The following is a 20,854-nucleotide window of genomic DNA, read 5'->3' on the forward strand; positions in this document are numbered from 1 at the left end:
GAGATATCACCTTGTTTTTGTAATGTAAACAGGAGGCCCGGCCCGAGAGTACCTAACATAGCTTTGCAGCGAGCTTATTGCATGCCTAGCCAGATATTACCTCCCCGGTCTCCTGTTTCTTTTATTTGTATTTGATTAGTAAACAATAAGATATTGATATAGAGGGGGAACGGCAGTAGAGCATCCACATAGCTAGCAGCATCATAGATGATGATGTATGCCTGAGCAAGAACTTACCATTGCCGGGTTCTTATCCATGAGTCTCAATAGTATTTTAAGCCGGGGGATGTATGCCCTGAGCCTGTGTAGAATATGAGTATAGACTGTGGGATATATCTCTCTGTTTCGATTTTCTATAACAATTCAATTATGAGCAAAAAAGCAACATTGAAACAGTGCCTGGGCATTGATGTATCCATGAAAAAGATTGATTGCTGCCTGTCTTTCTATACAGAGGACCTGAAGATCAAGGTGGTGGCAACCAGGGGATTTGAGAACAGCCCCGATGGGTTTATAAAGCTCCGCGAGTGGCTAAACAAGAAGCAGGATAATGGCCTTGCTTTGTATGTCAACATGGAAGCGACCGGCACCTACCACGAAGAAGCCGCTTATTTTATTAGCGGCGTAGGTTACCGGTCAAGCGTTATTCAGCCCACTAAAGGTAAGCAGTACGCGAAGAGCCTGGACGAAAAGAATAAAACAGACAAGATCGATGCCGCTATGCTGGCTCGTATGGGACTGGAAAGGGAACTTACACTCTGGAGCCGGCCCAATGAAACATTGCGCATATTAAAAAGGATGAGCCGTGAGCGCATCGGCCTGATCAGGGACAGGAATGCTTTAACCAATCAGCTACATGCGCTGAACCATTCTTTCGATGCTTTTGCTGATAGCGTGGAGCGTTTAAAGGAACGCATCGCTTTAGCCACCAAACAGCTTGGCGATATCGAGCTGCAAATGCGTAAAGTGACAGAAAGCGACCCTGAGCTATCGAAGAAAACCAAACACGCCATTACGATCCCGGGAATCAACTTTGTCACAGCCATTACCGTGATTTCCGAGACCAATGGTTTTGCTAACGTCGGTAACCGGCGGCAGCTGGTCAGCTATGTAGGCCTGGATGTGGTCATGAAAGAATCAGGCACGCTAACCTGGCGGCCCCATATATCTAAACGGGCAATGCCTACATCAGGGCAGGATTATACATGGCTGCTGTCAGTTCTATTATTCACAATAAAACCCTGAAGGCTTATTTTAACCGGCTGAAAGATAATGGCAAACCGGGAAAGACCGGTATCGCTGCCCTGGAAAGAAAGCTGCTGGTACTGATCTATACCCTTTATAAGAACGGTCAGGATTATAACCCGGATCATAGGTAACGTAAGATCTGGGACTGCCTTTTTTAAAAGGAATAGGCCGCAGAGCGGGCTATAGTAGATGGTCTTTGCCCTAATGGTAGGTCATAACCTCTATGCTGTAAAGATAAGTATTATTCTGTTTTTATAATACAGCTTGGTTCAGCGCGTGATCTGCTGGCCCTGTGATCTTTTCTTCCTTTTTTTCTTTTGCTCGGAATCACTCTCCGGGACGATATTAGCACCAGGCATATACAAAGGTTCCAGCATGACTTCCAGAAAACCCGCCGCTGTCTTACCTGCTGCGGCGAGCATACCGGCAGTAGTCTGAAACAAACCTTCCGCAATACCCTGGGCAAGTTCGTTCGCCACCGACCTGCTTTGGTAATTCTGCGAAGCGCCTTCGGTCAGTACGCCCAACTGCTCACGCTGGGAGAGCTTGCCGTTCTTCTGGACATTGGCGTAAGCCAATGTGTCTTTAAGCTGCCTGTCAAATGAAAACAAACTGTCAAACAGTGTTTCGCCGCTCTGCTTGAAAGCCACCCGGTCAAACTGGCCCATCTTTTTGGAGTGCTCCGTGTTCTTTCCCCGGGACGTGTTCATGGGGCTAAGCTTGATCTTATTGGTGGCATCCTTGCGGCTGACAATGACCTGTACATGCATCTGTTCACCCTCTTTGCGCTCGCCCCGTTGTTTCAGGCCGTGTTTCACCTCAGGGTCTTTGTGGCTGTAGTAACGGTGGTTTTCCAGCTTGGCGAACCATACCAGGTCTTCGTGGCTGTTCACACCATCCCGGTTGAAGTTTCGGGCATAGGCGTCCATCACGCGGACGGCAAACCCTTTCATTTGTTCTCTGGCACCATCCCCGCCATATTGCTCTTTTAGAAACGCGATCTCTTTCTGGCTTGGGCTGATATTGACCAGGAAGAATTTGGCATCGTCCCTGCCCAGCTTGGCGATATTGCTGTCTATCTTCGCTTTGACCTCGTAAGGTTCGATCCTGATCTGTTGGCCGGTAAACCAGTATTCGGGCTCCTGTTTGTGATCGAGCCTGTTTTCTTTTTCGAGATAGTGCACCAGGCCTCCGCTGCTGCCTTTATTGGCAGCTTCCTTGTTGTCGGTAATATTGATAAACATACAAGCTTCCTATTACTGATCTATTACTTACAATAAACTGATCTGCGCTTTGGTCACGGCGATCAACTCTTCTTTTTCCCTGCCAGATGTCATCATTCCAAAAGCATCCCTCGACTTAATATAACTGTCCAGAATGAACATAAACTGCGACTTGAGGGCTTCCTTACTTTTAACTCCTTTTTGCATCGTGTCCATGATCATCCCGATAGCGTTCAGCTTCCCGTCCTGGGTATTTTGATTATTCAGCAGATCAGTATTGGCCTTTAGTATTTGGGTGTTAAAGCGTTCGATGATCTTGCCTTGCGATACAGACACCCTGTCCATCTCCGTTTTGATCGGTATGAGCAGCATATTTTCCTGGCTTTTGATAAAACCGATGTATTGCTGGTGGTTCTTCATCAGCGTATTTTTTAACAGCTCATCATTCAGGTCAAGCGGATCTTTCTTGCTTTTGTAAAAGTAATCGACCATCTGGATAAAGACCTGACGCTTCGTGCGGCCCAATTTCAGAGCGATCTTTTCAAACTTCTGGTCAACCATAATAGGGTATCTCACTGATCTTACATTAATATCTTCCATTGTAATTTTTTTTAAACGCGCTTAGTTGTTCATACAGCTGTGCAGCTGTTCCGATATGCAGGATACCCCCGAGTATCCTGTTTTCTTTTCTTTCATAGGCAAAAACGTCCTAAAGTATCCCCGGAGGATACGCAAAACCCCCGTAGCGAAGCGTAGGGCAAGCAAAGTAGGGCTCCGCCCAACTTCCGCTTGCTTTTTTCAATTCCTGAAAAAACAAGTCTTTTTCGCTATAGCAAAACCCCATTCCTGGATTGAGGAAGGCCGCTTACTGATGGCCTCCCTCAAAATAAAATCAAAAAAAAATTGCTTTTCATAATAGTATCTGGCTCCCACATCCGGGCTAAAAGCCCCTCGTGTTATACCGATACTTCGTATTGGTTCGGGCTTGTCATTTGCGCTTTGGTTCTTTAAACTCCGGGGCTTTGCCCAGAGTACTTACCGATGCTTCGCGCTGGTTGGCATTGCCTTCGCCAATTGCCGCTCCCTGCAACCCTCATATCTTTAATCATTGCTGGCCGTCTTCCAGTAATTTTTGGATATCTTCCAGTTTGTAATACACCATGCCACCGACCTTGGTATAACGGAGCGTTCCATTAACTCTCAAATTCTGCAAGGTGCCTGGCGAAATGTTTAATAGCTTCCTGACCTCGTAGCTTTTCAGCCATTGTTTACTTTGTCCCTGACCGGGTTTTATAAGCCCCTTGATCTCGCCTAATAAATTCTCAATCCTCCGTAAATCCTCTTTGGTGATAAATTCGATGTTCATCTTTCCCTCCTTGTTAATTTTTAGTTTTTTGTTGCATGATTGCGAGTACCTCGCTCTTTTTGAAATACACCCGTTTGTGCAGGCGCAAAAAGGGTAACCCCTTTTTCATCCAGTCCGTTACTGTCACCAAAGACACGTTTAATTCTTCGGCCAGTTCCTTTTTGGACAATAGCCGTTCTTCCTCCTGCCGGGGCGGGCTATCGCCTTTCTTAAAATGTTCCTGTAATTCTGCCCTGACTGCATCCCTGATACAATGGCTTAGGGCTTCGTAATTAATTATTTCCATGCTGCAAATGAAAGCAGAAAAGCAGCGCATGGCTGACCTTCAAAAATTTGAAGGTCAGATTGGAGGGGTTTTTTAAAAAATAGATTAACAATAATGTATTGTAATACAATTAGTTGCTAAATGGTGGGAATTGATTTAAGTCTGATAGACTTGAATTTTACAAACTTCTTTTTTTTGCAGGAACGATGGTGAAAAGCTGGTCTTTAGCTGGTATATCTCTGTATTTCGTTTTGTCGGCACTTTCTTTCAGTCCGAAGAATGGAGTTATGCTTTGTAAACTGATTTCTTTCCCGCCAACGCGAAAGTATCTTGCAATCATCTTGCACCAAATATTCAACGTACTACCTGTAGCAAGGTGCTTGCTGTCTTCCATTTTCAAATCCCTGATCTGTAATATGAGGTGATATAGTGTTTTGTGCCTGCCTTCTCGAACATCGATAAAGTCTTTGGGTTCCAATTCCCTAAGCTTTGTGTTTTCCTCCTTTAGCTTTTTATTTTGGGCGATAAGTTTAGCGATCTCTTCTAATTGACGTTTAATTGTTTCGGCATCCGTAGACTGAATGAACCATTGGTCAATTGTATTGAGATAACCTAAAAACTCCTGTAATTGCATGCGGTTACGCCGCTCCCGCGGGTGTTTGGAAGTATAGCGATCTTTATTGACCAGCTCGCTTGTAGCGTCAGTGATAATTTGCTTAACATGCGTAAAAAATTCCTGTTCACTGGCATCGGGATAATTGGCTAAAAAGAATTTAAGTTGATGCTGGTAGAGAATCGGATATTCACTCTCTTTTTGGTGTATAGCCGGTAAAGAAAGTGGTTGTCTTCGTTATCTTTTGTCCAAGGCAAGGGAAAACCCACGTCATTGGTATTCTTATTAAAGTCGAACACCTCCCTATGTTTGAAATATTGTGGTCTCATAATTATTGTAGATAGATTACAAATCTAAGGAATCATTGTGGGAAGCCAAGTGCGGCTATATAACCTCCAATAATTGGATAGTTAAATCTTGTTAAATAGCTGTGCATCCGACTAATAGCTTAACTATTCGTCGTAGTTTGGCTGAAGATAGTAACTAATATCACTAACTAATTTAATTAACCGCAATGATGGTGTTGGATTTTTATTTTATTGGGTGTTCGGGCTGCATGGCTTCTATAAACCCACTGAACGCTATTTATGAAAAGTACAAAAACAAAGATTTGATCATAGCAAGCCTAACTGAAAGAGATAGTCAAAAGGCTGTTCTTGACTTTGAGAAACGGTACAAGATCAGGTATCCAGGTTACATCAATGCCGCTGAATCCGTAAAATCATATCATGTCACAACCTTTCCCACTTTTTATTTTATTGACAAAGAAGGGAAAATTGGAAGTGTATTTGTTGGCTTTACTGATAATTTTTAAGAGAAGGTAATTTCGGCAATTGTTAACCTGTTAAGTAAGAAATAAAAAAAATCTTTGCATGGAAAAAAACCTATATGACTACAATCTTGTAAAAGTTTTTAATCAGTTAAACTTACAATTTAATTGATAGCTCAAGATGTCCGCCCAATCCTATTTCTATAATCTTCCTTAAAGTGGCTACCCGTACATCCTGTACATCATTTTCCACTTTGGATATGTAGGCTTTGGTTGTTCCGCATTTATCAGCCAGTTCGGTTTGTGTCAATCCTTTGGCCTTGCGGGCTTCGTGAATTAATGCACCTAACTTAAACTCTTCAAAGCCTTGTTCAAATTTTTCCCGTTTTGGTGTTCCTTTATGACCATATTCTTTATCAATAAAGTCGTCCAGCGTAATTAAATTATCGTTTTTCTTCATGGTATAACTCTTTTATTTTCAATGCCGTTTCAATTTCCTGTTTGGGTGTCTTTTGTGTCTTTTTTTGAAATCCGTTAGCCAGTACAATTAATTTTCCTTTCTCAAAAAAGCAAAATATCCTAAAAATATCATTGCCCGATTGAACCCTTATTTCAAACAATCCTGCTGTACCCTCCAAATGTTTTAAATAGGTCTCAGGAACTTGCTGTACTTCCTCGATCAGTTTAAACGTCCAAATGATCTTATCTTTAACTTTCTGTCGTTGCTTTGCTAAGAATTCCGGGAAATACTGCTTATAGATTGTTATGGTTCTAAATTTTATAGTTGCGCTCATAACTTATACAAATATAAATAAAGTTGCCTAAAATGGCAACTTTATAATTTATGATATTATTCTCTCTCTTATTTGAATTGACACTACTGGTTAGCCATTCGCTTTTTTAGGTTCTGCATATCCTCGCTAAGTTTTTGTTCTACCACCTTTGCATATACTTGCGTTGAGCGTATCGTAGTATGTCCAAGCATTTTACTTACTGATTCTATCGGAACTCCGTTGCTTAAAGTTATGGTTGTGGCGAACGTATGCCGGGCTATGTGAAAGGTAATTGTTTTATTGATATTACATAGATCGGCTATTTCTTTGAGATACGCGTTTGTCTTTTGATTGGAAATAACTGGGAATAGCGTGCCGTGATTAGCCGCTTTAGGATGGTCTTTATACTTTTTTATCAATTCCTCGGCTTGCGGCAATAACGGGATACGCACATCGATGTCCGTTTTCTGTCTACTGGTGATTAGCCAGTCGTTCCCATCTATTCCTTTAACGATATTCCCGGCGGTAAGGTTCATAGTATCTATATAAGCCAATCCTGTGTAACAACTGAATAAGAAAAGGTCTTTAACGACTTGTAAACGCTCAATAGTGAACATTTTCTTTTCAATGGCTGATAGCTCTTCCTTAGAAAGATAAAAGCGCTCCACCTTATCAAAATGCTGTTTATAGTTTGCAAAGGGATCTTTTGCAAGCCAGTCCATCGTAACCGCCATATTAACCATCTTGCATAAGTGTTCAATATGTTTCATAATACCATTGTTATGTAATGGTTTCTGATGGTCTTTCGGTTGATGCCTGCTTAAATAGGTTTCAAAGTCCAGGATAAATTTGTAGTTCAGTTCGGCAAGGCCAATATCGTTTCGATGATATTTTTCCTTTAAAAACTTTGCGATGTACTTTTGCGTGGTATAGTAGTTTTTCATTGTACCATCCGCCAGTTTTTCTTTCATTTCGGTGTTATGGTATTCACCAAGCTTAATCAAAGTGATCTCATTTTCATCTGCGCCCAGGAATAGAGATTTTACGGCATCAACGGTAACCACTTTTTTCTGTTGTACTAACTGGTGATAACCATCGGCAATTAAGGTACGTATCCTTTCGATATGCTCATTAAGTTTCCGGGTTTCGTCCTTAGTTCCACGTGCCTTTCCTTTGGCATCGTCCCAATTTTGCGGGTTAACTTTCTTTTTTAAGGAGATTTCACACCGTCTGCCGTTAACGGAAATACGCGCAAATACGGTTGCCTGATCGTTTTTTTGTTGTTTGGGTAGCCTGATCACAAACTGAATACCAAATGTGTTGCTGCTTCTCATATCAATCTATTTTATGTTAATTTGATAATCAATGATGCAGATGATGAATTTCGCTCACATAAACAGAGATTAAAACGCACCAAAAAACATCAAAATAAACGATATAAATATTTGATAATCAATTATTTATATCGAATTGTGTGAGCGAATTTAAATAACTAAAATCACTCACGCAATTGCTCACATCTTCTTTGATATTGATTGGGGTTTCTTGGTATGAAATAAAACAAAAAACCCGCAAATCAGTGTGATTTGCGGGTTTTTAAACCAATTTGACTGGCTATCAGTCGGGATGGCAGGATTCGAACCTGCGGCCTCCACATCCCAAATGTGGCGCGATACCGGGCTACGCTACATCCCGATTGGGATTGCAAAAGTAGGATTTTAAAACATCTTTGCAAAAGTTTTTTAAAAAGAATTGAAGATATTTTTTATCTGCCTGATTTAGTGGATGTAAAAATTTAAGTAGGCGGGAAAAACCTTGCTAAGCACCCAAAAAACATGACTTGTGCAACAATCGTGAGACATTTAAGCAACATTTATATGACATTGAAATAATAACTAAACTTCGACGTAATTTCACGGTCAATCAGTTTAAACAATCATATTATGAAAAAATATATTTTAATGTCGCTTTTCGCGGCAGCCTGTGTCTCGCAGGTTTCGGCGCAAGAAAAACTCAAAAGTGTGCAGGAAGGTAGTGTTTTAGCGGTAGCTAACGCCAAAATTGACGGTAATATTTCTGAGTGGCAAAATGATTTCAAAGCCTATAACAAATCAGTTAAGTTATTTTACAGTTTATCAAACGACGATAAATATCTATATCTGGTAACCAAGTCGACAGACCTTGTCAATAATAGAAAAATTGAACTGGGCGGTATCACCCTTAATGTAAATACATTAAACAAAAAGAGTGATAAAGACGCCTTCAGCGTAACGTTTCCTTCTATTAGCAGGAGTGGTCGTGGCGGTGGTGGTGGAGGCCGTGGCCGTAACGGAGGTTTTGGTAACGGTAACCGCGGCGAAGTTATTTCTGACTCTGCACAAAAAGCGATGACAGAGGAGGCTCACAAAAATTTTATCGCGTCTGCTAAAGAAATTAAAGTGTTAGGGTTTAAAGATATAACTGATACGCTAATATCTATCTATAACGAATACAGTATCAAATCAATGGTCGGCTATGATACTACCGGCGCCATGGTTTGCGAAATGGCGATCCCATTGAAAGCTCTTGGGCTATCGGCAGCAGCTCCAAAAGAGTTTGCTTACCAGATATTACTTAACGGCCTGCAACTACCAAACGGTGGTATGGGCGGCGGCGGCCGTGGTGGTCGTGGCGGCGGCTTTTCAGAAATGACAGCTCCCACAGACTTTTGGGGTAAATATGCTCTCGCAAAGAAATAAGATAACCTATATATTATTGTAATACTTTTTCATACCCCTCTGATCTCCAAATATGAGAACACTTTTAGTCGCTTTAATATTCATTACATTATCAGGCAAATTATTTGCACAGCAACCTGTACCGCCACCACCCCTACCTTTTAGAGAAGTAAGCGGCGTGGTTAAAGACGAAAAAGGCGAAACGGTGCCGGGCGCCACTATAACTTTAAAATCGGTTTCTGATACCATTAACACCTCTAGTAATGAGGATGGCATATTTGTATTTAAAAATGTAAAAAAAGCGGCTTTTAACCTTACCGTAACCAACATGGGATCAGAAACTTTTTTAAAGAAGTATTTGAATAGTGACGTTGCAAAAAAACTGGTTCTTGACCCTATTACTTTAAAGCCTTCTAGTAACCAGTTAAACGAGGTTAAAATTAACGGTACGCCAAGTATTGTTTATAAAACAGATACTGTTGAATATCGCGCTTCTGATTATAAAGTGCGCGAAAATTCTACTGTAGACGAGTTGTTGAAGAAAATGGAGGGTATGGAAGTCGGTACTGATGGTTCATTAGTTCACCAGGGGGAAAACGTAGTACAGGCTAAATTAAACGGTAAAGTTTTTAGCGGCGGTAGTATTGCTCAGGCTATAAAGAACCTACCAGCTGATATTGTTGAAAAAATACAGATAGTTGATGATTATGGAGACCAGGCTGCACGTACAGGGGTTAAAACCGGCATGCCTAATAAGATTTTAAATATCACGACGAAGCCTGACAGGTCAGTAGGAACTACAGGTCGTACAACTTTACAGGCAGGTAGCCATGGTCGCTATAACGCTAATATATCATTGCAGCGCATAAACGCCAACCAGGTAATTAATATTATTGGTAATATACGCAGCACTGTTGAAGGGATCGGCGGCGGTAATCCGGGTACCACTGATTCAGGCTCACCGTCTATCAGCTATCGCGATCAATGGAGTAAAAAAGTACAGGTTAATACTAACTTCTCCAGTAACTATAACCATAACGAATCGCAAAATATGCGATATGGTTTTGATAACGGCAGATTTGGCCCTACAACATTTTCGGAAAACGGAACCAACGAAAGCAAAAGTAAAGGCATGAATGGGAGTTTCCAGATAGAAATCCAGGCCGACAGCTCAAACTTTATACAAATCTCTCCAAATTTTGGCAAGTCATCATCATCAAGCAATAGCTTTTACAGACGTGACCAGGTTGACGACTTTACCGATACGGCCGGTAATTCATTATTTCAGCACCGGTTAAGTGTAGGTACCAACTTTAGTTCAAACGACAATAAGAATTTTGGTATTGGAGGTTTGTTTGTACATACGTTTAAACCCAGAAGAAGTATCTCCATCAACGTAAATGCTTCTCGTAACGAGTCTGAGTCTAGCGGTGGATCAGATAAAACCTACAACTATTTTGCAGATAGCACTCAAAATATTCCACTTACATCATTAGACTCTGCTATCAATATTCTTACCCGTCGCAACAATAACAGCAACTCTATGGGTGCCTCGGCTACTTATACTGAACCTATAAGCTTATTATCATTGTTAGAGTTAAGATCAGAGTTTAGCCGTAATAAAAATGATGTTCAATCATTACAATATGAAGACAACGGAAGCGGTGTACTAACGCTACGCCAAGATCTGAGTAACGTTTTCAATTATAGTGTTACGCAATCTCGTTATAATGCCAGCTACCGGTATGATGGTAAAAAAGTTCAAATGTCATTAGGAGTAACAGGTATAGCTTATAATTTAACAGGGGCCCGCATTAACAACAGCACTGGTCAATACGCTAACAGTTCAAGGTCTACTTTCAAGGTTGTACCGTCATTCAGGTTCTCATATATGTGGACACGTACCCAAAGGCTTCAATTAAATTACAATGCCGGTAACAGCCAGCCCGACTTTCAACAGATACAGCCATTTACGGATCGTACAAACCCGTTAAACATTGTTATAGGTAATCCTAATCTAAATCCAGCGTTTAATCATTCCATCAATGGCTCATACAATAATTATATTGCCAATTCTAGATTTAATATTTCATTAAGTGGTTATGCTAATTTTTATCCCGATAGGATAACGAACAATACCCTTATAAAAGTAGTTAACAAAGTCTTGATCCGTGAAACGTACTACTTGAACCTTGATGGGTCGCATTCGTACGGCGGTAACTACGGTGTCTCTAAACAGTTGGACGACAGACGGTATAACATCTCTTTAAACGGTGGTGTTAACTATGATTTTAATACAGCTTTGGATAACAACCGCTTGTATCATGTTACAAGCTGGCGTTTCAACGAAAGATTTGGCCCGCGTATTAATCCGAATGATAATATCGAAGTGAACCCATATGTCGGATATAACCTAACCCGTACGTTTACCACGCTGCCAAGTGGGCGTTCAACGCTTTATCAAACTTTCAGGTTTGCAATTGACGGCAGAATGTATTTTAAACAAACCTATCAATTTAACTATAGCGCATCAAAAAACTTTGTTAAAGGTATACAAAACAGTACAAACCCATTTGTAGTTAATATGGGTTTCCAGAAAGAGTTCCTGAAAAAACGCAACCTGGTATTTACGTTAGATGTGTATGACGTATTTAACCAAAACAACTTTATTCGGCAAGACCCTACCAGTACGGGCGGTCAAATAAGCACCATATCGAGCACTTTAAGCCGTTATTTCATGGCTGGCATACGCCTTAACCTGCAAAAATGGAGTGGCAGGCCGCAGCGTAATGGTAAAAACATGCAGCGCAGAGGCGACGGTAGCTTTATCTACAATTAAACGTTCTCTCATTACATAAAAAGGCTCATCGTTTATAGCGATGAGCCTTTTGTTTTTGAGGGTGATTCAAGTACATATTAGCATAGTGATAATGTAAGGAAAGTCACCTTCTAAATGTCAACAGAAGCAACATGAGCAATCAAACGCGTCCAAGATGCGACCACGTTGGTATAAATGCCTTCTCAACTGTCAAGTTATCAAAAACCACAACAATGTTGTTTAAGTACAGCGCAAAAAAAGGCCGGATGACAATAAATCATCCAGCCTTTATAGCTTTTTAATCGGCTATTATTTCAGTTTTGAAAAATTATAATAAGACGATGTTTTGTAAACCTCACCTGGTTTTAAAGTTGTAGTTGGGAAAGATGGCTGATTGGGCGAGTCAGGAAAATGCTGCGTTTCCATACAGAACGCAGTTCTAAAATCATCTTTGCTGCCACCTTTAAAGGTGTTTTTACTTTGCATAAAGTTACCGCTGTAAAACTGTAAGCCCGGCTCTTGAGTATATACGTCCATAATAATGCCGCTTTTGTCGCCCACAACTTTAGCTGCATGCATAAAGCCGCCTAATTTAGCACCACTTAAAACATAGTTATGATCATAACCGGTACCGTTTTTTAATTGCTCATTCTTATCATTAATACGTGCGCCAATAGTGGTTGGTTTATTAAAATCAAATGGCGTACCAGCTACAGCGACTATCTGGCCAAGCGGAATAAGCGTTGAATCAACCGGAGTATATTTATCGGCGTTGATTTGTACCATATGCTTTAGAATGGTGCCACTACCCTCGCCATTTAGGTTAAAAAACGCGTGATTTGTAAGATTCATCACCGTTGTTTTATCGGTAGTTGCCTCGTAATCCATGTGGAGCTCATTATCGTCATTTAATGAGTAGGTAACTTTGATCTTAGCGTTGCCGGGGAAACCACCTTCCATATCTTTCGACAGATAGGTGAATATAATAGTATTGTCTCCCTTTTGTTCTGCATCGAATATAACGTCCTGGAAGCCTGGCTTACCACCATGTAAGGTGTTAGGGCCATTGTTTACAACCAATGTATATTCTTTTCCCTCTAAAGTAAACTTGCCTTTAGCAATACGATTACCGTACCTGCCGATAGTAGCGCCAAAATATGGTTCGGTTGATTTCTTAAACTCTTGCGCAGTTTTAAAACCTACTATGACGTCGGTCAACGTATCACCTTTATTAGGGATAAAAAGGCTGGCAATACGGCCACCATAATTGGTAAACACCGCGCTTACGTTATTTTTATTTTTAATGATATAAAATGATGTCTTTTTACCATCAAGCGTATCAGAAAATGCTACAGTATCTGTTTTAACGGTGTCAGTATCTGTTGTTTTGGTTGATGAGTTACATGCGGCCAAAAGCAGCATGCAGGCCGGTAGAGCACCAGCGATAAATTTTAGCTTCATTGTTTTTAGGTTATTTATGGTTTGTTTTTGGTTTGTTTTTTCAGCCAGTTGATAAGGTCTTTTGCGGCGACATCATTTTGGTAGATCGCGGGTAGCCTTCCATTTACATATTCGTTGTACAACCATGGGTCGCCAACTGCAAATACAACCCCCTTGCCGTGCGTTACCGTAGCGGCAATAACAGCACTATCATCAGCCGATTTGATAACGCTTTTAGCAGCGGCGTTATTTAGGCTTATGCTACATACATCTTTTAAAAATACTTTGGGTTTTGATGGGAACACTGTGGCGTCAATAAAAGACGCTTCGCCATCTGAGAAATGCTTATCATCAATAACATGGTTAGGCATGTCATTATTAAAATGCAAGCCGAACTTATTGGCCAGAATATTAAAAACAGGCAAATTGGTGTTTACACTATCATTAGCCATCATCACTAAAACTCCACCGGCCTTTACCCATTTGGCTATTTGCTCGGCAGCGTCTGCAGTAATTAAGTTAGGGCTAGCAGTTTCCTTTTTTGTATCAGGATCTACGATAATGTAAACAGCAGTATTTTTAAGTTTAGCGACGGTAGGGGTCTCGCCTAAGGTATCTAACTTAAAGCCGGCATCGGTAAACCATTCGCCCCATTTGCTAAAACCCGGGTCTGTCTTATCGGTCCACAAATAATGAAAACGCTCTGCTCCTGTTCTGGTTTTACGGGTTTCATGATTGAAATAGGTATCCACCGTTACGGTTTGCGCAAAAGCCGCCGGAGTTATCTTTAACAAAAAAATCAGCGCGCAAACAAAATATCTATTTGCCATAGAACAGGTTATGTAATTATTTAAGAGGTTTTAATTGACCATGATGCTTGGCATCATAAGTAAAGGTAATTAAAACCTCTTAAACACCTATTTTATTTTGCAATCGCAATAGGTTTCATACGTGGCACCAGGAAATGCATGATAGTCCAGGCCAAGAGGTATGCACTGCCACACACTGCAAACATAATATAGTAGGCAACCTCTATTTTACCAATACCACGGTAATACAAAAATAAGTTTTTTTGCACTGCCCATGATAATAACACGCCACCCAGAGAGCCGAACATACCACCAATACCGGTAACCGTTCCAATAGCATTTTTAGGGAACATATCAGACACCGTAGTAAATATGTTTGCACTCCAGGCTTGGTGTGCTGATGCTGCTAAACCAATCACCAATACCGCATACCACATGTTGATATTACCCAATAACTGCGCAAAAACGATAGGGATAACCAATAACGCATAAATAAACATTGATGTTTTACGGGCCTTAAAAGTAGGCCATTTATTACGTATAAGCGCCATGGGCAGCCAACCACCGGCAACACTACCAAATGTAGCGATGATGTAAACCGTAGCTACGGGTAAAGCAATGTCGGTACCTTTTAGCTGATACTCGCTTTGCAAGAAATCGGGCAACCAGAAAAGATAAAACCACCATATAGGATCTGTTAGGAATTTACCTACTACAAAAGCCCAGGTTTGCTTAAAACTAAGAAGCCTACCCCATGATATTTTTTGAGTCTCTGCTTCCGCAGAAGCTTTTGTGGCTTCAGGGTCAGCATTGATGTAGTCAACCTCGGCCTGAGTCACTTTTTTATGTTTAGATGGCATTTGATACATAAAATACCAAAATATCAGCCATATAAAACCGCTAGAACCTGTGATAATAAACGCCATGCGCCAGCCCCATGCGGCAGCTATGAAGGGCACGCTTAATGGTGCTATGATAGCACCGACGTTTGTACCCGCATTAAATATACCTGTTGCAAAGGCGCGCTCTTTTTTAGGGAACCATTCTGCTACTGTTTTGATAGCTGCGGGGAAATTGCCGCCTTCACTAACACCTAAAGCGGACCTAACTACGCTAAAGCCAAATGTGCTGCCTACAAAAGCATGGCATACGGCCGATACACTCCACCAAAAAGTAGCCAAAAAATAACCAACCTTAGTACCAAGCCTATCAATTATGCCGCCTGCAACCAATAAACCTAACGCATAGGCTATTTTGAAGGCTATCTCGATATCAGCGTAATCGCCATCAGTCCAGTTAAACTCTGTAGTAAGGTTTGATTTTAATAGGCTGATAACTGCCCGGTCAAGATAATTGATAGTTGTTGCAAAAAACAACAAGGCGCATACCACCCAACGGTAATTGCCTATTTTAGCTTCAGTCATAATTGGTTTATAAAAGATGGGCGTTTAGCCGCCACAATATAGCACTATGCAGCGGTATTAAACACCACTAAATACAGAAAATCCCCCATCAACGCAGATCATTGACCCTGTAACAAAAGCTGATGCGTCACTTAATAGCCAAACTAACGCACCTATCAATTCATCCGGGTGACCAAAGCGCTTAAACGGAGTATTTCTTATTACGCGCTCTCCCCTGTCTGTGTAGCCCCCATCTGGCTTGGTTAACAGGTTGCGGTTTTGTTCGGTAAGGAAAAACCCCGGCGCAAGGGCGTTCATACGGATAGCATCGCCATAACGGTTAGCCAGTTCCACAGCAAACCATTGATTGTAGCAATCAACCGCTGCTTTACCCATGTTATAACCCAACACACGCGTTACCGCGCTTTTTGAGTTCATAGATGATATGTTTACAATACTGCCTTTACCAGTTGTTTTAACAATAGCTTCGCCAAATATTTGTGTGGGTACTATAGTCCCCCAAAGGTTTAATTCGGCAACCTTTTTCATACCTGCCAAATTCATATTAAATATATCCTGATCGGGTAATAACACACCTTCGGGCATGTTACCGCCCGCACCGTTTACTAAACCATCTATACGGCCCCATTTAGCTATTACTTTATCTTTTGCAGCTTTAAGAGCATCTTCGTCCATGGCATCGGCAATAAGGGCAATCGCTTCGCCGCCATTAGCATTAATCGCTGCAGCGCGCTCTTCGGCAACCTGCTGATTACGGCCCAATATACCCACAGCACCACCTGCTGCAGTTATACCGTCAATAAACGCCTTACCTAATATGCCCGTGCCACCGGTTACAACAATTACCTTACCTTTTAATGAGAAGTTATTTTCCACTTTGATGTATTTTATAATTATTTAAGATCAACAATATTTACCGGGTCCATATCGGTATAGTCAAGATTTTCTCCCGCCATGCCCCATATAAAACTATAGCTTGCCGTACCACTGCCCGAATGTATGCTCCAGGGCGGTGACACAACAGCTTCGTAATTTGCTATAATGATGTGCCGTGTTTCATCACCCTGGCCCATATAATGAAATATACGCTGGCCATCGGGGACGTCGAAATAAAAATAGGCTTCCATACGGCGGTCATGTATGTGAGCCGGCATGGTGTTCCAAACACTACCCTCGCTTAAAATGGTAAGCCCCATTACCAACTGACAGCTTTGTATTCCATCGGCGTGAATATATTTATTAATAACACGTTTATTAGCGGTAGATGAGCCGCCTGCATTAACTTTAATAGCATCCTCATTTGCCAATAGCGTGGTTGAATGAGTAACATGCGCCGGGCATGATAAAAGGTAGAATACGGCAGGATTGTCGCTATAGGCACTAGCGAATGTGACACTTTTAACACCTTTGCCTATGTATAAGCAATCCAGCTTGTTGACATTATAAGTCTGACCATCGACAATAACAAGACCATCGCCTGCTACGTTGATAATACCAATTTCGCGGCGTTGCAGAAAGTACTCGGCACGCAGATTTGGATGATTTTCAAGTTCAAGTTGCTGATCAATGGGATTAGCCACACCTACAATCATCCTATCATAATGCGTATAAGCACAGTTGATCTGGTTGGGTTGAGCAAGGCCGTCAAGCAAAAAACGTTCGCGTATAGTTTGGGTTTGGTAAGACTTGAAGTCCTCCGGGTGTACACTATAAATAGATCTCAAGACAATTTAGATTTGGTTACTATTGGCAATACTACAACTTATCGGCTAATTAAAAAGCATTGCCTTTAATTTTTTACGCAAACGATGCAGGTACCGACATTTTTACACCAGGGAATATCGGATTGCAAGCAAATACTTGTATCATTGAGTATAGAAACAATTATGCCAATAGTGGCGCCAACTATCCCGACATGAAAAAAACATCTATTTTTACAATAGCTTTATTGGCATTAATCTGCTTTTTTACTACAACAGCCCTAGCGCAAACCTCCAACTGGACAACCAGCGGGCGCAAGCTAAACCTCTTCCCCGGGCTAAATAAAGCAGAGTTTGCCAAACAAACACAAGTGAACAAAGTGTACTGGGATAAGGCGATGGCCTTTCTAGCTGCTACCAATATTGATACACTGTCTGTTGGCAAACATGTTATTGATGGCGAGAATATTTTTGTTTCTGTAAGCGAAGGCCCTACTAAGGAATACGATAAAACAAGTTGGGAGTCGCACCGCAACTATTTGGATATTCATTTGATGATTGTGGGTAAGGAGCGGATAGGCATGATGGACACAGCTACGGCAACTGTTACCAATGCTTATGATGCTGCCAAAGACGTAGCGAATTACGACCTAAATACTAAAGGCAACTACTATGTAGCCGATCCCAATACGCTGCTTATCTTCTTTCCACAGGATGCCCACCGCCCAAGTATCCATGTTGATGCGTACGATAAAGTTAAGAAACTGGTATTTAAGATCAGGGTAGCGCAGTAACCTATAACACCAGTTGCGCATGCAACTTCTCAAGCATTTGCTGGGGGTCTATACATAGGCCGGGATGCACTTTTGATGCCTGTACCACCGTACTGCGCGTAGCTGTCAACCAACGGAAACGCGACGCTTCGTCCATGCTAGCTATGGGGCCGCCATCCTTGCCGCCATGGGCAATCAGCTTAAACGCTTGCAGGTTGACTTTGATTTGCTCGGCTTCATCCGGATTGGTAAAACAGCAGATCTTTTGCTCGTTAACGGTAATGATAGCCTGGAGGTAGTTAAGCTTTTTGCAGAACAGTACCACCCCAACATTCATAAACTCTTCGCGCTCTACCCTGGGTACAACGCGTACTACGGCGTACTCAAAAACGTGTTTACCCGGCATGTTGTGCTTCTTTTATGATTTTATCCGATGCCGCTATCCGCAGCAATAAAAACTGAACATATACTTCCCTGCGTTGTGCGGCTTCACTTGGGTCTTCGGCCAGCCATTCGTCGGGTATTAGCGCGGCTACGTCTCTTATTACGGTTTCATCTACGATGGCTTTAAACTCCGCGTTTACCTGCTCAAGTTCGGTAGCACGGGTAAGCAGCACATGGTCTTTTATCATCCCAAATGGCCGAACTGCCTGCTCTTTCCAGTTATCCCACGAGTGATGGAAATACAGCGCCGCACCATGGTCTATGAGCCATAACTCTTTGTGCCATATCAGCATATTGGTATTGCGGGCGGTACGGTCCACGTTGGTGATCATACAATCCAGCCATACTATTTGCGATGCCAGCCTGGCATCTACAGGCGTAACCGCCGGATCAAACGTGATAGCACCCGAAAGGTAATGTAACGCTAAGTTAAGCCCCACACTCGCTTTAAGCAGGTCCTGTATCTCTTCGTCCGGTTCAGTACGGCCAAACGCTGCATCAAGGTTGGCAAATACCAGTTCAGGGATCTTAAAGCCTAACACCCGGGCCAGTTCGCCACCTATCAGTTCGGCGATGAGCGCTTTTACGCCTTGCCCCGCTCCGCGAAACTTAAGGACGTACAAAAACTCATCGTCGGCCTCGGCTATGGCGGGCAGTGACCCGCCCTCGCGTAGGGGCGTTACATATCGTGTTACGTTTACGGTGCGTAGTTCCATATCAGGGCTTAAAACTACTTAATAATCTTATAAGGGTTAACGTAATTGTGCAAATAGGCAGCCGCTTGTTTCACGTGTGTGTGACACAAGTGAAACAGATGAAACAAGATTTTAGATTAAAATACTGACAGTTAGGTATTTGCAAAAATGGAGTGAAACAACATGAAACAAGATTTTCGATCAAAATGCTGATAATCAAATAGATATAAAACAGGTAAATTGCGCAGTTTTGAAACAAAAGTCAGGTTTTTTAGTAAATGAAATGGCGTTTTAAGTAACCTTTGCTGCTGTGGCTTGGTTTTATAAATTTCCAGAAGCCCATAAACTCACCAAATCGAAGCTTTTTATTTGGATCTCCCTACGATATATCGATCAGATTCCTACTTCATATCAGCTAAAATTCGGTAAATAGGCACTTAAAGTTTAGCAAAATCATGGCTTTCTATAAACTTGATACACTATCTTTATTAGAAAACAAAGTATTGATGACCGTAAACGATATCATGGCCGAACTGCAAAGCTTCGGCGACGAAAAGATTAAAACCCTGTTACTGAAACATGGTGTTAAAGAGCCTTTTTTTGGTGTCAAGATCGAGTACCTGAAATCCATTCAGAACAATATCAAAAAAGATTATCAATTAGCCAAAGGTCCGTACGCTACCGGCAACGCCGATGCCCAATACCTTGCCGGATTGATAGCAGACGATAAGCAAATGACTAAAGCCGATTTGCAAACCTGGGTTGAACAGGCACTGTCGAACAATATTAGCGAATATACTGTACCATGGATTGCTGCCGAAAGTAATTACGGCATTGAAATGGCGCTTGAATGGATCTACTCAGATCAACCACATATCGCTGCTGCCGGATGGTCTACCCTATCAAACACGGTATCGCTTAAGCCGGCAACGAATTACCTATTTCAACTTTGCGCGAGCTGATGAGCAATATTGTGAGTACCATACACCAGGCCCCCAACCGTGTTAAATACTCCATGAATGGTTTTGTAATTGCGTTAGCCTGCTACGTGAGCGAGTTAACCGAAGAAGCAAAGGTGGCATCCGAAACAATAGGCGCGGTAACCATAGACATGAATGGCACGGCCTGCAAAACACCTAACATAGCCGACCAGATTTTAAAGTTGCAAAATCGTGGCAGCCTGGGCAAAAAGAAAAAGACCGTGAAGTGTTAGCTTTGCTGCGTGATTAATAACAACATCAATGTACAGAGCGTTAGCCGTACGCAACTCGCTGAGCTAACTTATATCAGTCGTAAAACTTTTTTAGATGCATTTGCGCATATGAATAATCCGGATGATCTGACGGCTTTTCTTACGAATCATTTAACCAACGAGAGTTTAAGTATTGAAATGGCTGATCCAAATTCTGAGTTTTATTTCGCGATGGAGGATAGCGGGCCAATAGCCTATTTAAAAGTTAATACCGGCGATGCGCAAACCGAGTTAAAGCATAATGATGGTCTGGAAATTGAACGCATCTATGTTTTAAAAAATCATCAGGGTAAAAAATTGGGACACCGGCTTATTGCAGAAGCTATTAAAATGGCCAGGCAAAAAGATAAAACCTATGTTTGGCTGGGTGTGTGGGAGAGAAATGCTGACGCCATCCGTTTTTATCAACACAATGGCTTCGCGATATTTGACAAGCATGAGTTTAAGATAGGCAACGATAATCAGACTGATTTAATGATGAAGCTCAAACTAGATTAACGCTCACCATCAACTTGCATTTTTAAT

General features: G+C 41.7%; 23 protein-coding genes and 1 tRNA gene. 8 read left to right on the forward strand and 16 right to left on the reverse strand.

Going from position 1 to position 20,854, the window contains the following annotated elements; all coding sequences use genetic code 11:
* Positions 1-369: 369 nt before the first annotated feature.
* Positions 370-1,245 (forward strand): IS110 family transposase, encoded by an 876-nt coding sequence (locus ACFSYC_RS03720; protein WP_377123666.1) that lies wholly within the window; start codon positions 370-372, stop codon positions 1,243-1,245.
* A gap of 272 nt (positions 1,246-1,517) precedes the next feature.
* Here ACFSYC_RS03720 and ACFSYC_RS03725 read toward each other — a convergent pair whose 3' ends face one another.
* The 5 genes from ACFSYC_RS03725 to ACFSYC_RS03745 all read right to left on the reverse strand — a co-directional run bounded on the left by ACFSYC_RS03725 (position 1,518) and on the right by ACFSYC_RS03745 (position 4,736).
* On the reverse strand, positions 1,518-2,492 hold the full coding sequence (locus tag ACFSYC_RS03725; protein ID WP_377123668.1) for a DUF5712 family protein: 975 nt from the start codon (positions 2,490-2,492) through the stop codon (positions 1,518-1,520).
* A 27-nt stretch (positions 2,493-2,519) separates the two neighbouring features.
* Positions 2,520-3,071: a BfmA/BtgA family mobilization protein gene (locus tag ACFSYC_RS03730; RefSeq protein WP_377123670.1), complete on the reverse strand. Its 552-nt coding sequence runs from the start codon at positions 3,069-3,071 to the stop codon at positions 2,520-2,522.
* 505 nt (positions 3,072-3,576) lie between these two features.
* Entirely contained in the window at positions 3,577-3,837 is a 261-nt protein-coding gene (locus ACFSYC_RS03735) for a helix-turn-helix domain-containing protein (protein WP_377123672.1), read from the reverse strand.
* Positions 3,838-3,850: 13 nt separating this feature from the next.
* Positions 3,851-4,123, reverse strand: coding sequence for a helix-turn-helix domain-containing protein (locus ACFSYC_RS03740; RefSeq protein ID WP_377123674.1), 273 nt, complete (start codon positions 4,121-4,123; stop codon positions 3,851-3,853).
* 157 nt (positions 4,124-4,280) lie between these two features.
* Complete coding sequence (locus ACFSYC_RS03745; RefSeq protein WP_377123676.1) at positions 4,281-4,736, reverse strand: hypothetical protein; 456 nt, start codon at positions 4,734-4,736, stop codon at positions 4,281-4,283.
* Between the two features lie 493 nt (positions 4,737-5,229).
* Between ACFSYC_RS03745 and ACFSYC_RS03750 the strand changes: the two genes are divergently transcribed.
* Positions 5,230-5,529 (forward strand): peroxiredoxin family protein, encoded by a 300-nt coding sequence (locus ACFSYC_RS03750; protein WP_377123678.1) that lies wholly within the window; start codon positions 5,230-5,232, stop codon positions 5,527-5,529.
* 112 nt (positions 5,530-5,641) lie between these two features.
* Here ACFSYC_RS03750 and ACFSYC_RS03755 read toward each other — a convergent pair whose 3' ends face one another.
* The 4 genes from ACFSYC_RS03755 to ACFSYC_RS03770 all read right to left on the reverse strand — a co-directional run bounded on the left by ACFSYC_RS03755 (position 5,642) and on the right by ACFSYC_RS03770 (position 7,952).
* Positions 5,642-5,944, reverse strand: coding sequence for a helix-turn-helix domain-containing protein (locus ACFSYC_RS03755; protein WP_377123680.1), 303 nt, complete (start codon positions 5,942-5,944; stop codon positions 5,642-5,644).
* Positions 5,928-6,278 (reverse strand): type II toxin-antitoxin system RelE/ParE family toxin, encoded by a 351-nt coding sequence (locus ACFSYC_RS03760; RefSeq protein WP_377123682.1) that lies wholly within the window; start codon positions 6,276-6,278, stop codon positions 5,928-5,930. Before ACFSYC_RS03760 ends, ACFSYC_RS03755 begins: the two co-directional genes overlap by 17 nt.
* 83 nt (positions 6,279-6,361) lie before the next feature.
* Positions 6,362-7,591 (reverse strand): site-specific integrase, encoded by a 1,230-nt coding sequence (locus ACFSYC_RS03765; protein ID WP_377123684.1) that lies wholly within the window; start codon positions 7,589-7,591, stop codon positions 6,362-6,364.
* 287 nt (positions 7,592-7,878) lie between these two features.
* Positions 7,879-7,952 (reverse strand) — tRNA-Pro (locus ACFSYC_RS03770).
* A 248-nt stretch (positions 7,953-8,200) separates the two neighbouring features.
* Between ACFSYC_RS03770 and ACFSYC_RS03775 the strand changes: the two genes are divergently transcribed.
* Together ACFSYC_RS03775 and ACFSYC_RS03780 are read left to right on the forward strand one after the other, a co-directional pair.
* A complete protein-coding gene (locus ACFSYC_RS03775) occupies positions 8,201-8,995 on the forward strand; it encodes a hypothetical protein (protein WP_377123685.1) in 795 nt (264 codons plus the stop codon).
* Between the two features lie 52 nt (positions 8,996-9,047).
* Positions 9,048-11,813 (forward strand): outer membrane beta-barrel protein, encoded by a 2,766-nt coding sequence (locus ACFSYC_RS03780; RefSeq protein ID WP_377123687.1) that lies wholly within the window; start codon positions 9,048-9,050, stop codon positions 11,811-11,813.
* A gap of 288 nt (positions 11,814-12,101) precedes the next feature.
* On the opposite strand, the gene ACFSYC_RS03785 is transcribed toward ACFSYC_RS03780, so the two are convergent.
* From ACFSYC_RS03785 to kduI, 5 genes are all read right to left on the reverse strand, one after another.
* Positions 12,102-13,253: an aldose epimerase family protein gene (locus ACFSYC_RS03785; protein ID WP_377123689.1), complete on the reverse strand. Its 1,152-nt coding sequence runs from the start codon at positions 13,251-13,253 to the stop codon at positions 12,102-12,104.
* Positions 13,254-13,267: 14 nt separating this feature from the next.
* Positions 13,268-14,062 (reverse strand): hypothetical protein, encoded by a 795-nt coding sequence (locus ACFSYC_RS03790; protein WP_377123691.1) that lies wholly within the window; start codon positions 14,060-14,062, stop codon positions 13,268-13,270.
* A gap of 92 nt (positions 14,063-14,154) precedes the next feature.
* Positions 14,155-15,465 (reverse strand): MFS transporter, encoded by a 1,311-nt coding sequence (locus tag ACFSYC_RS03795; RefSeq protein WP_377123693.1) that lies wholly within the window; start codon positions 15,463-15,465, stop codon positions 14,155-14,157.
* 57 nt (positions 15,466-15,522) lie between these two features.
* Complete coding sequence (locus ACFSYC_RS03800) at positions 15,523-16,341, reverse strand: SDR family oxidoreductase (protein WP_377123695.1); 819 nt, start codon at positions 16,339-16,341, stop codon at positions 15,523-15,525.
* A gap of 17 nt (positions 16,342-16,358) precedes the next feature.
* Positions 16,359-17,189 (reverse strand): 5-dehydro-4-deoxy-D-glucuronate isomerase, encoded by an 831-nt coding sequence (gene kduI / locus ACFSYC_RS03805; RefSeq protein WP_377123697.1) that lies wholly within the window; start codon positions 17,187-17,189, stop codon positions 16,359-16,361.
* Between the two features lie 59 nt (positions 17,190-17,248).
* Here kduI and ACFSYC_RS03810 point away from each other — a divergent pair, with 59 nt between their 5' ends.
* Positions 17,249-17,959, forward strand: coding sequence for a YhcH/YjgK/YiaL family protein (locus tag ACFSYC_RS03810; RefSeq protein WP_377123699.1), 711 nt, complete (start codon positions 17,249-17,251; stop codon positions 17,957-17,959).
* A 1-nt stretch (position 17,960) separates the two neighbouring features.
* Here ACFSYC_RS03810 and ACFSYC_RS03815 read toward each other — a convergent pair whose 3' ends face one another.
* The gene (locus tag ACFSYC_RS03815; RefSeq protein ID WP_377123701.1) at positions 17,961-18,344 is read right to left on the reverse strand and encodes a DUF3037 domain-containing protein; all 384 of its coding nucleotides are present in this window, start codon (positions 18,342-18,344) and stop codon (positions 17,961-17,963) included.
* The gene (locus ACFSYC_RS03820) at positions 18,334-19,098 is read right to left on the reverse strand and encodes a HipA family kinase (RefSeq protein WP_377123703.1); all 765 of its coding nucleotides are present in this window, start codon (positions 19,096-19,098) and stop codon (positions 18,334-18,336) included. Before ACFSYC_RS03820 ends, ACFSYC_RS03815 begins: the two co-directional genes overlap by 11 nt.
* Positions 19,099-19,532: 434 nt before the next feature.
* On the opposite strand from ACFSYC_RS03820, the gene ACFSYC_RS03825 reads away from it, so the two are divergent.
* Genes ACFSYC_RS03825 through ACFSYC_RS03835 form a run of 3 tightly spaced genes read left to right on the forward strand, consistent with a single transcriptional unit; the run spans position 19,533 to position 20,827 of the window.
* Complete coding sequence (locus ACFSYC_RS03825) at positions 19,533-20,039, forward strand: DNA alkylation repair protein (RefSeq protein WP_377123705.1); 507 nt, start codon at positions 19,533-19,535, stop codon at positions 20,037-20,039.
* Positions 20,039-20,290: a hypothetical protein gene (locus tag ACFSYC_RS03830; RefSeq protein ID WP_377123707.1), complete on the forward strand. Its 252-nt coding sequence runs from the start codon at positions 20,039-20,041 to the stop codon at positions 20,288-20,290. The genes ACFSYC_RS03825 and ACFSYC_RS03830 overlap by 1 nt, the downstream gene beginning before the upstream one ends.
* A gap of 9 nt (positions 20,291-20,299) precedes the next feature.
* Positions 20,300-20,827 (forward strand): GNAT family N-acetyltransferase, encoded by a 528-nt coding sequence (locus ACFSYC_RS03835; protein ID WP_377123709.1) that lies wholly within the window; start codon positions 20,300-20,302, stop codon positions 20,825-20,827.
* Positions 20,828-20,854: the final 27 nt, after the last annotated feature.

This window comes from Mucilaginibacter antarcticus (genome assembly GCF_042686155.1).
Classification (GTDB): Bacteria; Bacteroidota; Bacteroidia; order Sphingobacteriales; family Sphingobacteriaceae; genus Mucilaginibacter; species Mucilaginibacter antarcticus.

What these genes read in the sequence shown, in the direction of transcription:
- ACFSYC_RS03720 (WP_377123666.1), top strand. Translation starts at nt 370, where the DNA reads ATGAGCAAAAAAGCAACATTGAAACAGTGCCTGGGCATTGATGTATCC.
- ACFSYC_RS03725 (WP_377123668.1), bottom strand. Translation starts at nt 2,492, where the DNA reads ATGTTTATCAATATTACCGACAACAAGGAAGCTGCCAATAAAGGCAGC.
- ACFSYC_RS03730 (WP_377123670.1), bottom strand. Translation starts at nt 3,071, where the DNA reads ATGGAAGATATTAATGTAAGATCAGTGAGATACCCTATTATGGTTGAC.
- ACFSYC_RS03735 (WP_377123672.1), bottom strand. Translation starts at nt 3,837, where the DNA reads ATGAACATCGAATTTATCACCAAAGAGGATTTACGGAGGATTGAGAAT.
- ACFSYC_RS03740 (WP_377123674.1), bottom strand. Translation starts at nt 4,123, where the DNA reads ATGGAAATAATTAATTACGAAGCCCTAAGCCATTGTATCAGGGATGCA.
- ACFSYC_RS03745 (WP_377123676.1), bottom strand. Translation starts at nt 4,736, where the DNA reads ATGCAATTACAGGAGTTTTTAGGTTATCTCAATACAATTGACCAATGG.
- ACFSYC_RS03750 (WP_377123678.1), top strand. Translation starts at nt 5,230, where the DNA reads ATGATGGTGTTGGATTTTTATTTTATTGGGTGTTCGGGCTGCATGGCT.
- ACFSYC_RS03755 (WP_377123680.1), bottom strand. Translation starts at nt 5,944, where the DNA reads ATGAAGAAAAACGATAATTTAATTACGCTGGACGACTTTATTGATAAA.
- ACFSYC_RS03760 (WP_377123682.1), bottom strand. Translation starts at nt 6,278, where the DNA reads ATGAGCGCAACTATAAAATTTAGAACCATAACAATCTATAAGCAGTAT.
- ACFSYC_RS03765 (WP_377123684.1), bottom strand. Translation starts at nt 7,591, where the DNA reads ATGAGAAGCAGCAACACATTTGGTATTCAGTTTGTGATCAGGCTACCC.
- ACFSYC_RS03775 (WP_377123685.1), top strand. Translation starts at nt 8,201, where the DNA reads ATGAAAAAATATATTTTAATGTCGCTTTTCGCGGCAGCCTGTGTCTCG.
- ACFSYC_RS03780 (WP_377123687.1), top strand. Translation starts at nt 9,048, where the DNA reads ATGAGAACACTTTTAGTCGCTTTAATATTCATTACATTATCAGGCAAA.
- ACFSYC_RS03785 (WP_377123689.1), bottom strand. Translation starts at nt 13,253, where the DNA reads ATGAAGCTAAAATTTATCGCTGGTGCTCTACCGGCCTGCATGCTGCTT.
- ACFSYC_RS03790 (WP_377123691.1), bottom strand. Translation starts at nt 14,062, where the DNA reads ATGGCAAATAGATATTTTGTTTGCGCGCTGATTTTTTTGTTAAAGATA.
- ACFSYC_RS03795 (WP_377123693.1), bottom strand. Translation starts at nt 15,465, where the DNA reads ATGACTGAAGCTAAAATAGGCAATTACCGTTGGGTGGTATGCGCCTTG.
- ACFSYC_RS03815 (WP_377123701.1), bottom strand. Translation starts at nt 18,344, where the DNA reads ATGCCGGGTAAACACGTTTTTGAGTACGCCGTAGTACGCGTTGTACCC.
- ACFSYC_RS03820 (WP_377123703.1), bottom strand. Translation starts at nt 19,098, where the DNA reads ATGGAACTACGCACCGTAAACGTAACACGATATGTAACGCCCCTACGC.
- ACFSYC_RS03825 (WP_377123705.1), top strand. Translation starts at nt 19,533, where the DNA reads ATGGCTTTCTATAAACTTGATACACTATCTTTATTAGAAAACAAAGTA.
- ACFSYC_RS03830 (WP_377123707.1), top strand. Translation starts at nt 20,039, where the DNA reads ATGAGCAATATTGTGAGTACCATACACCAGGCCCCCAACCGTGTTAAA.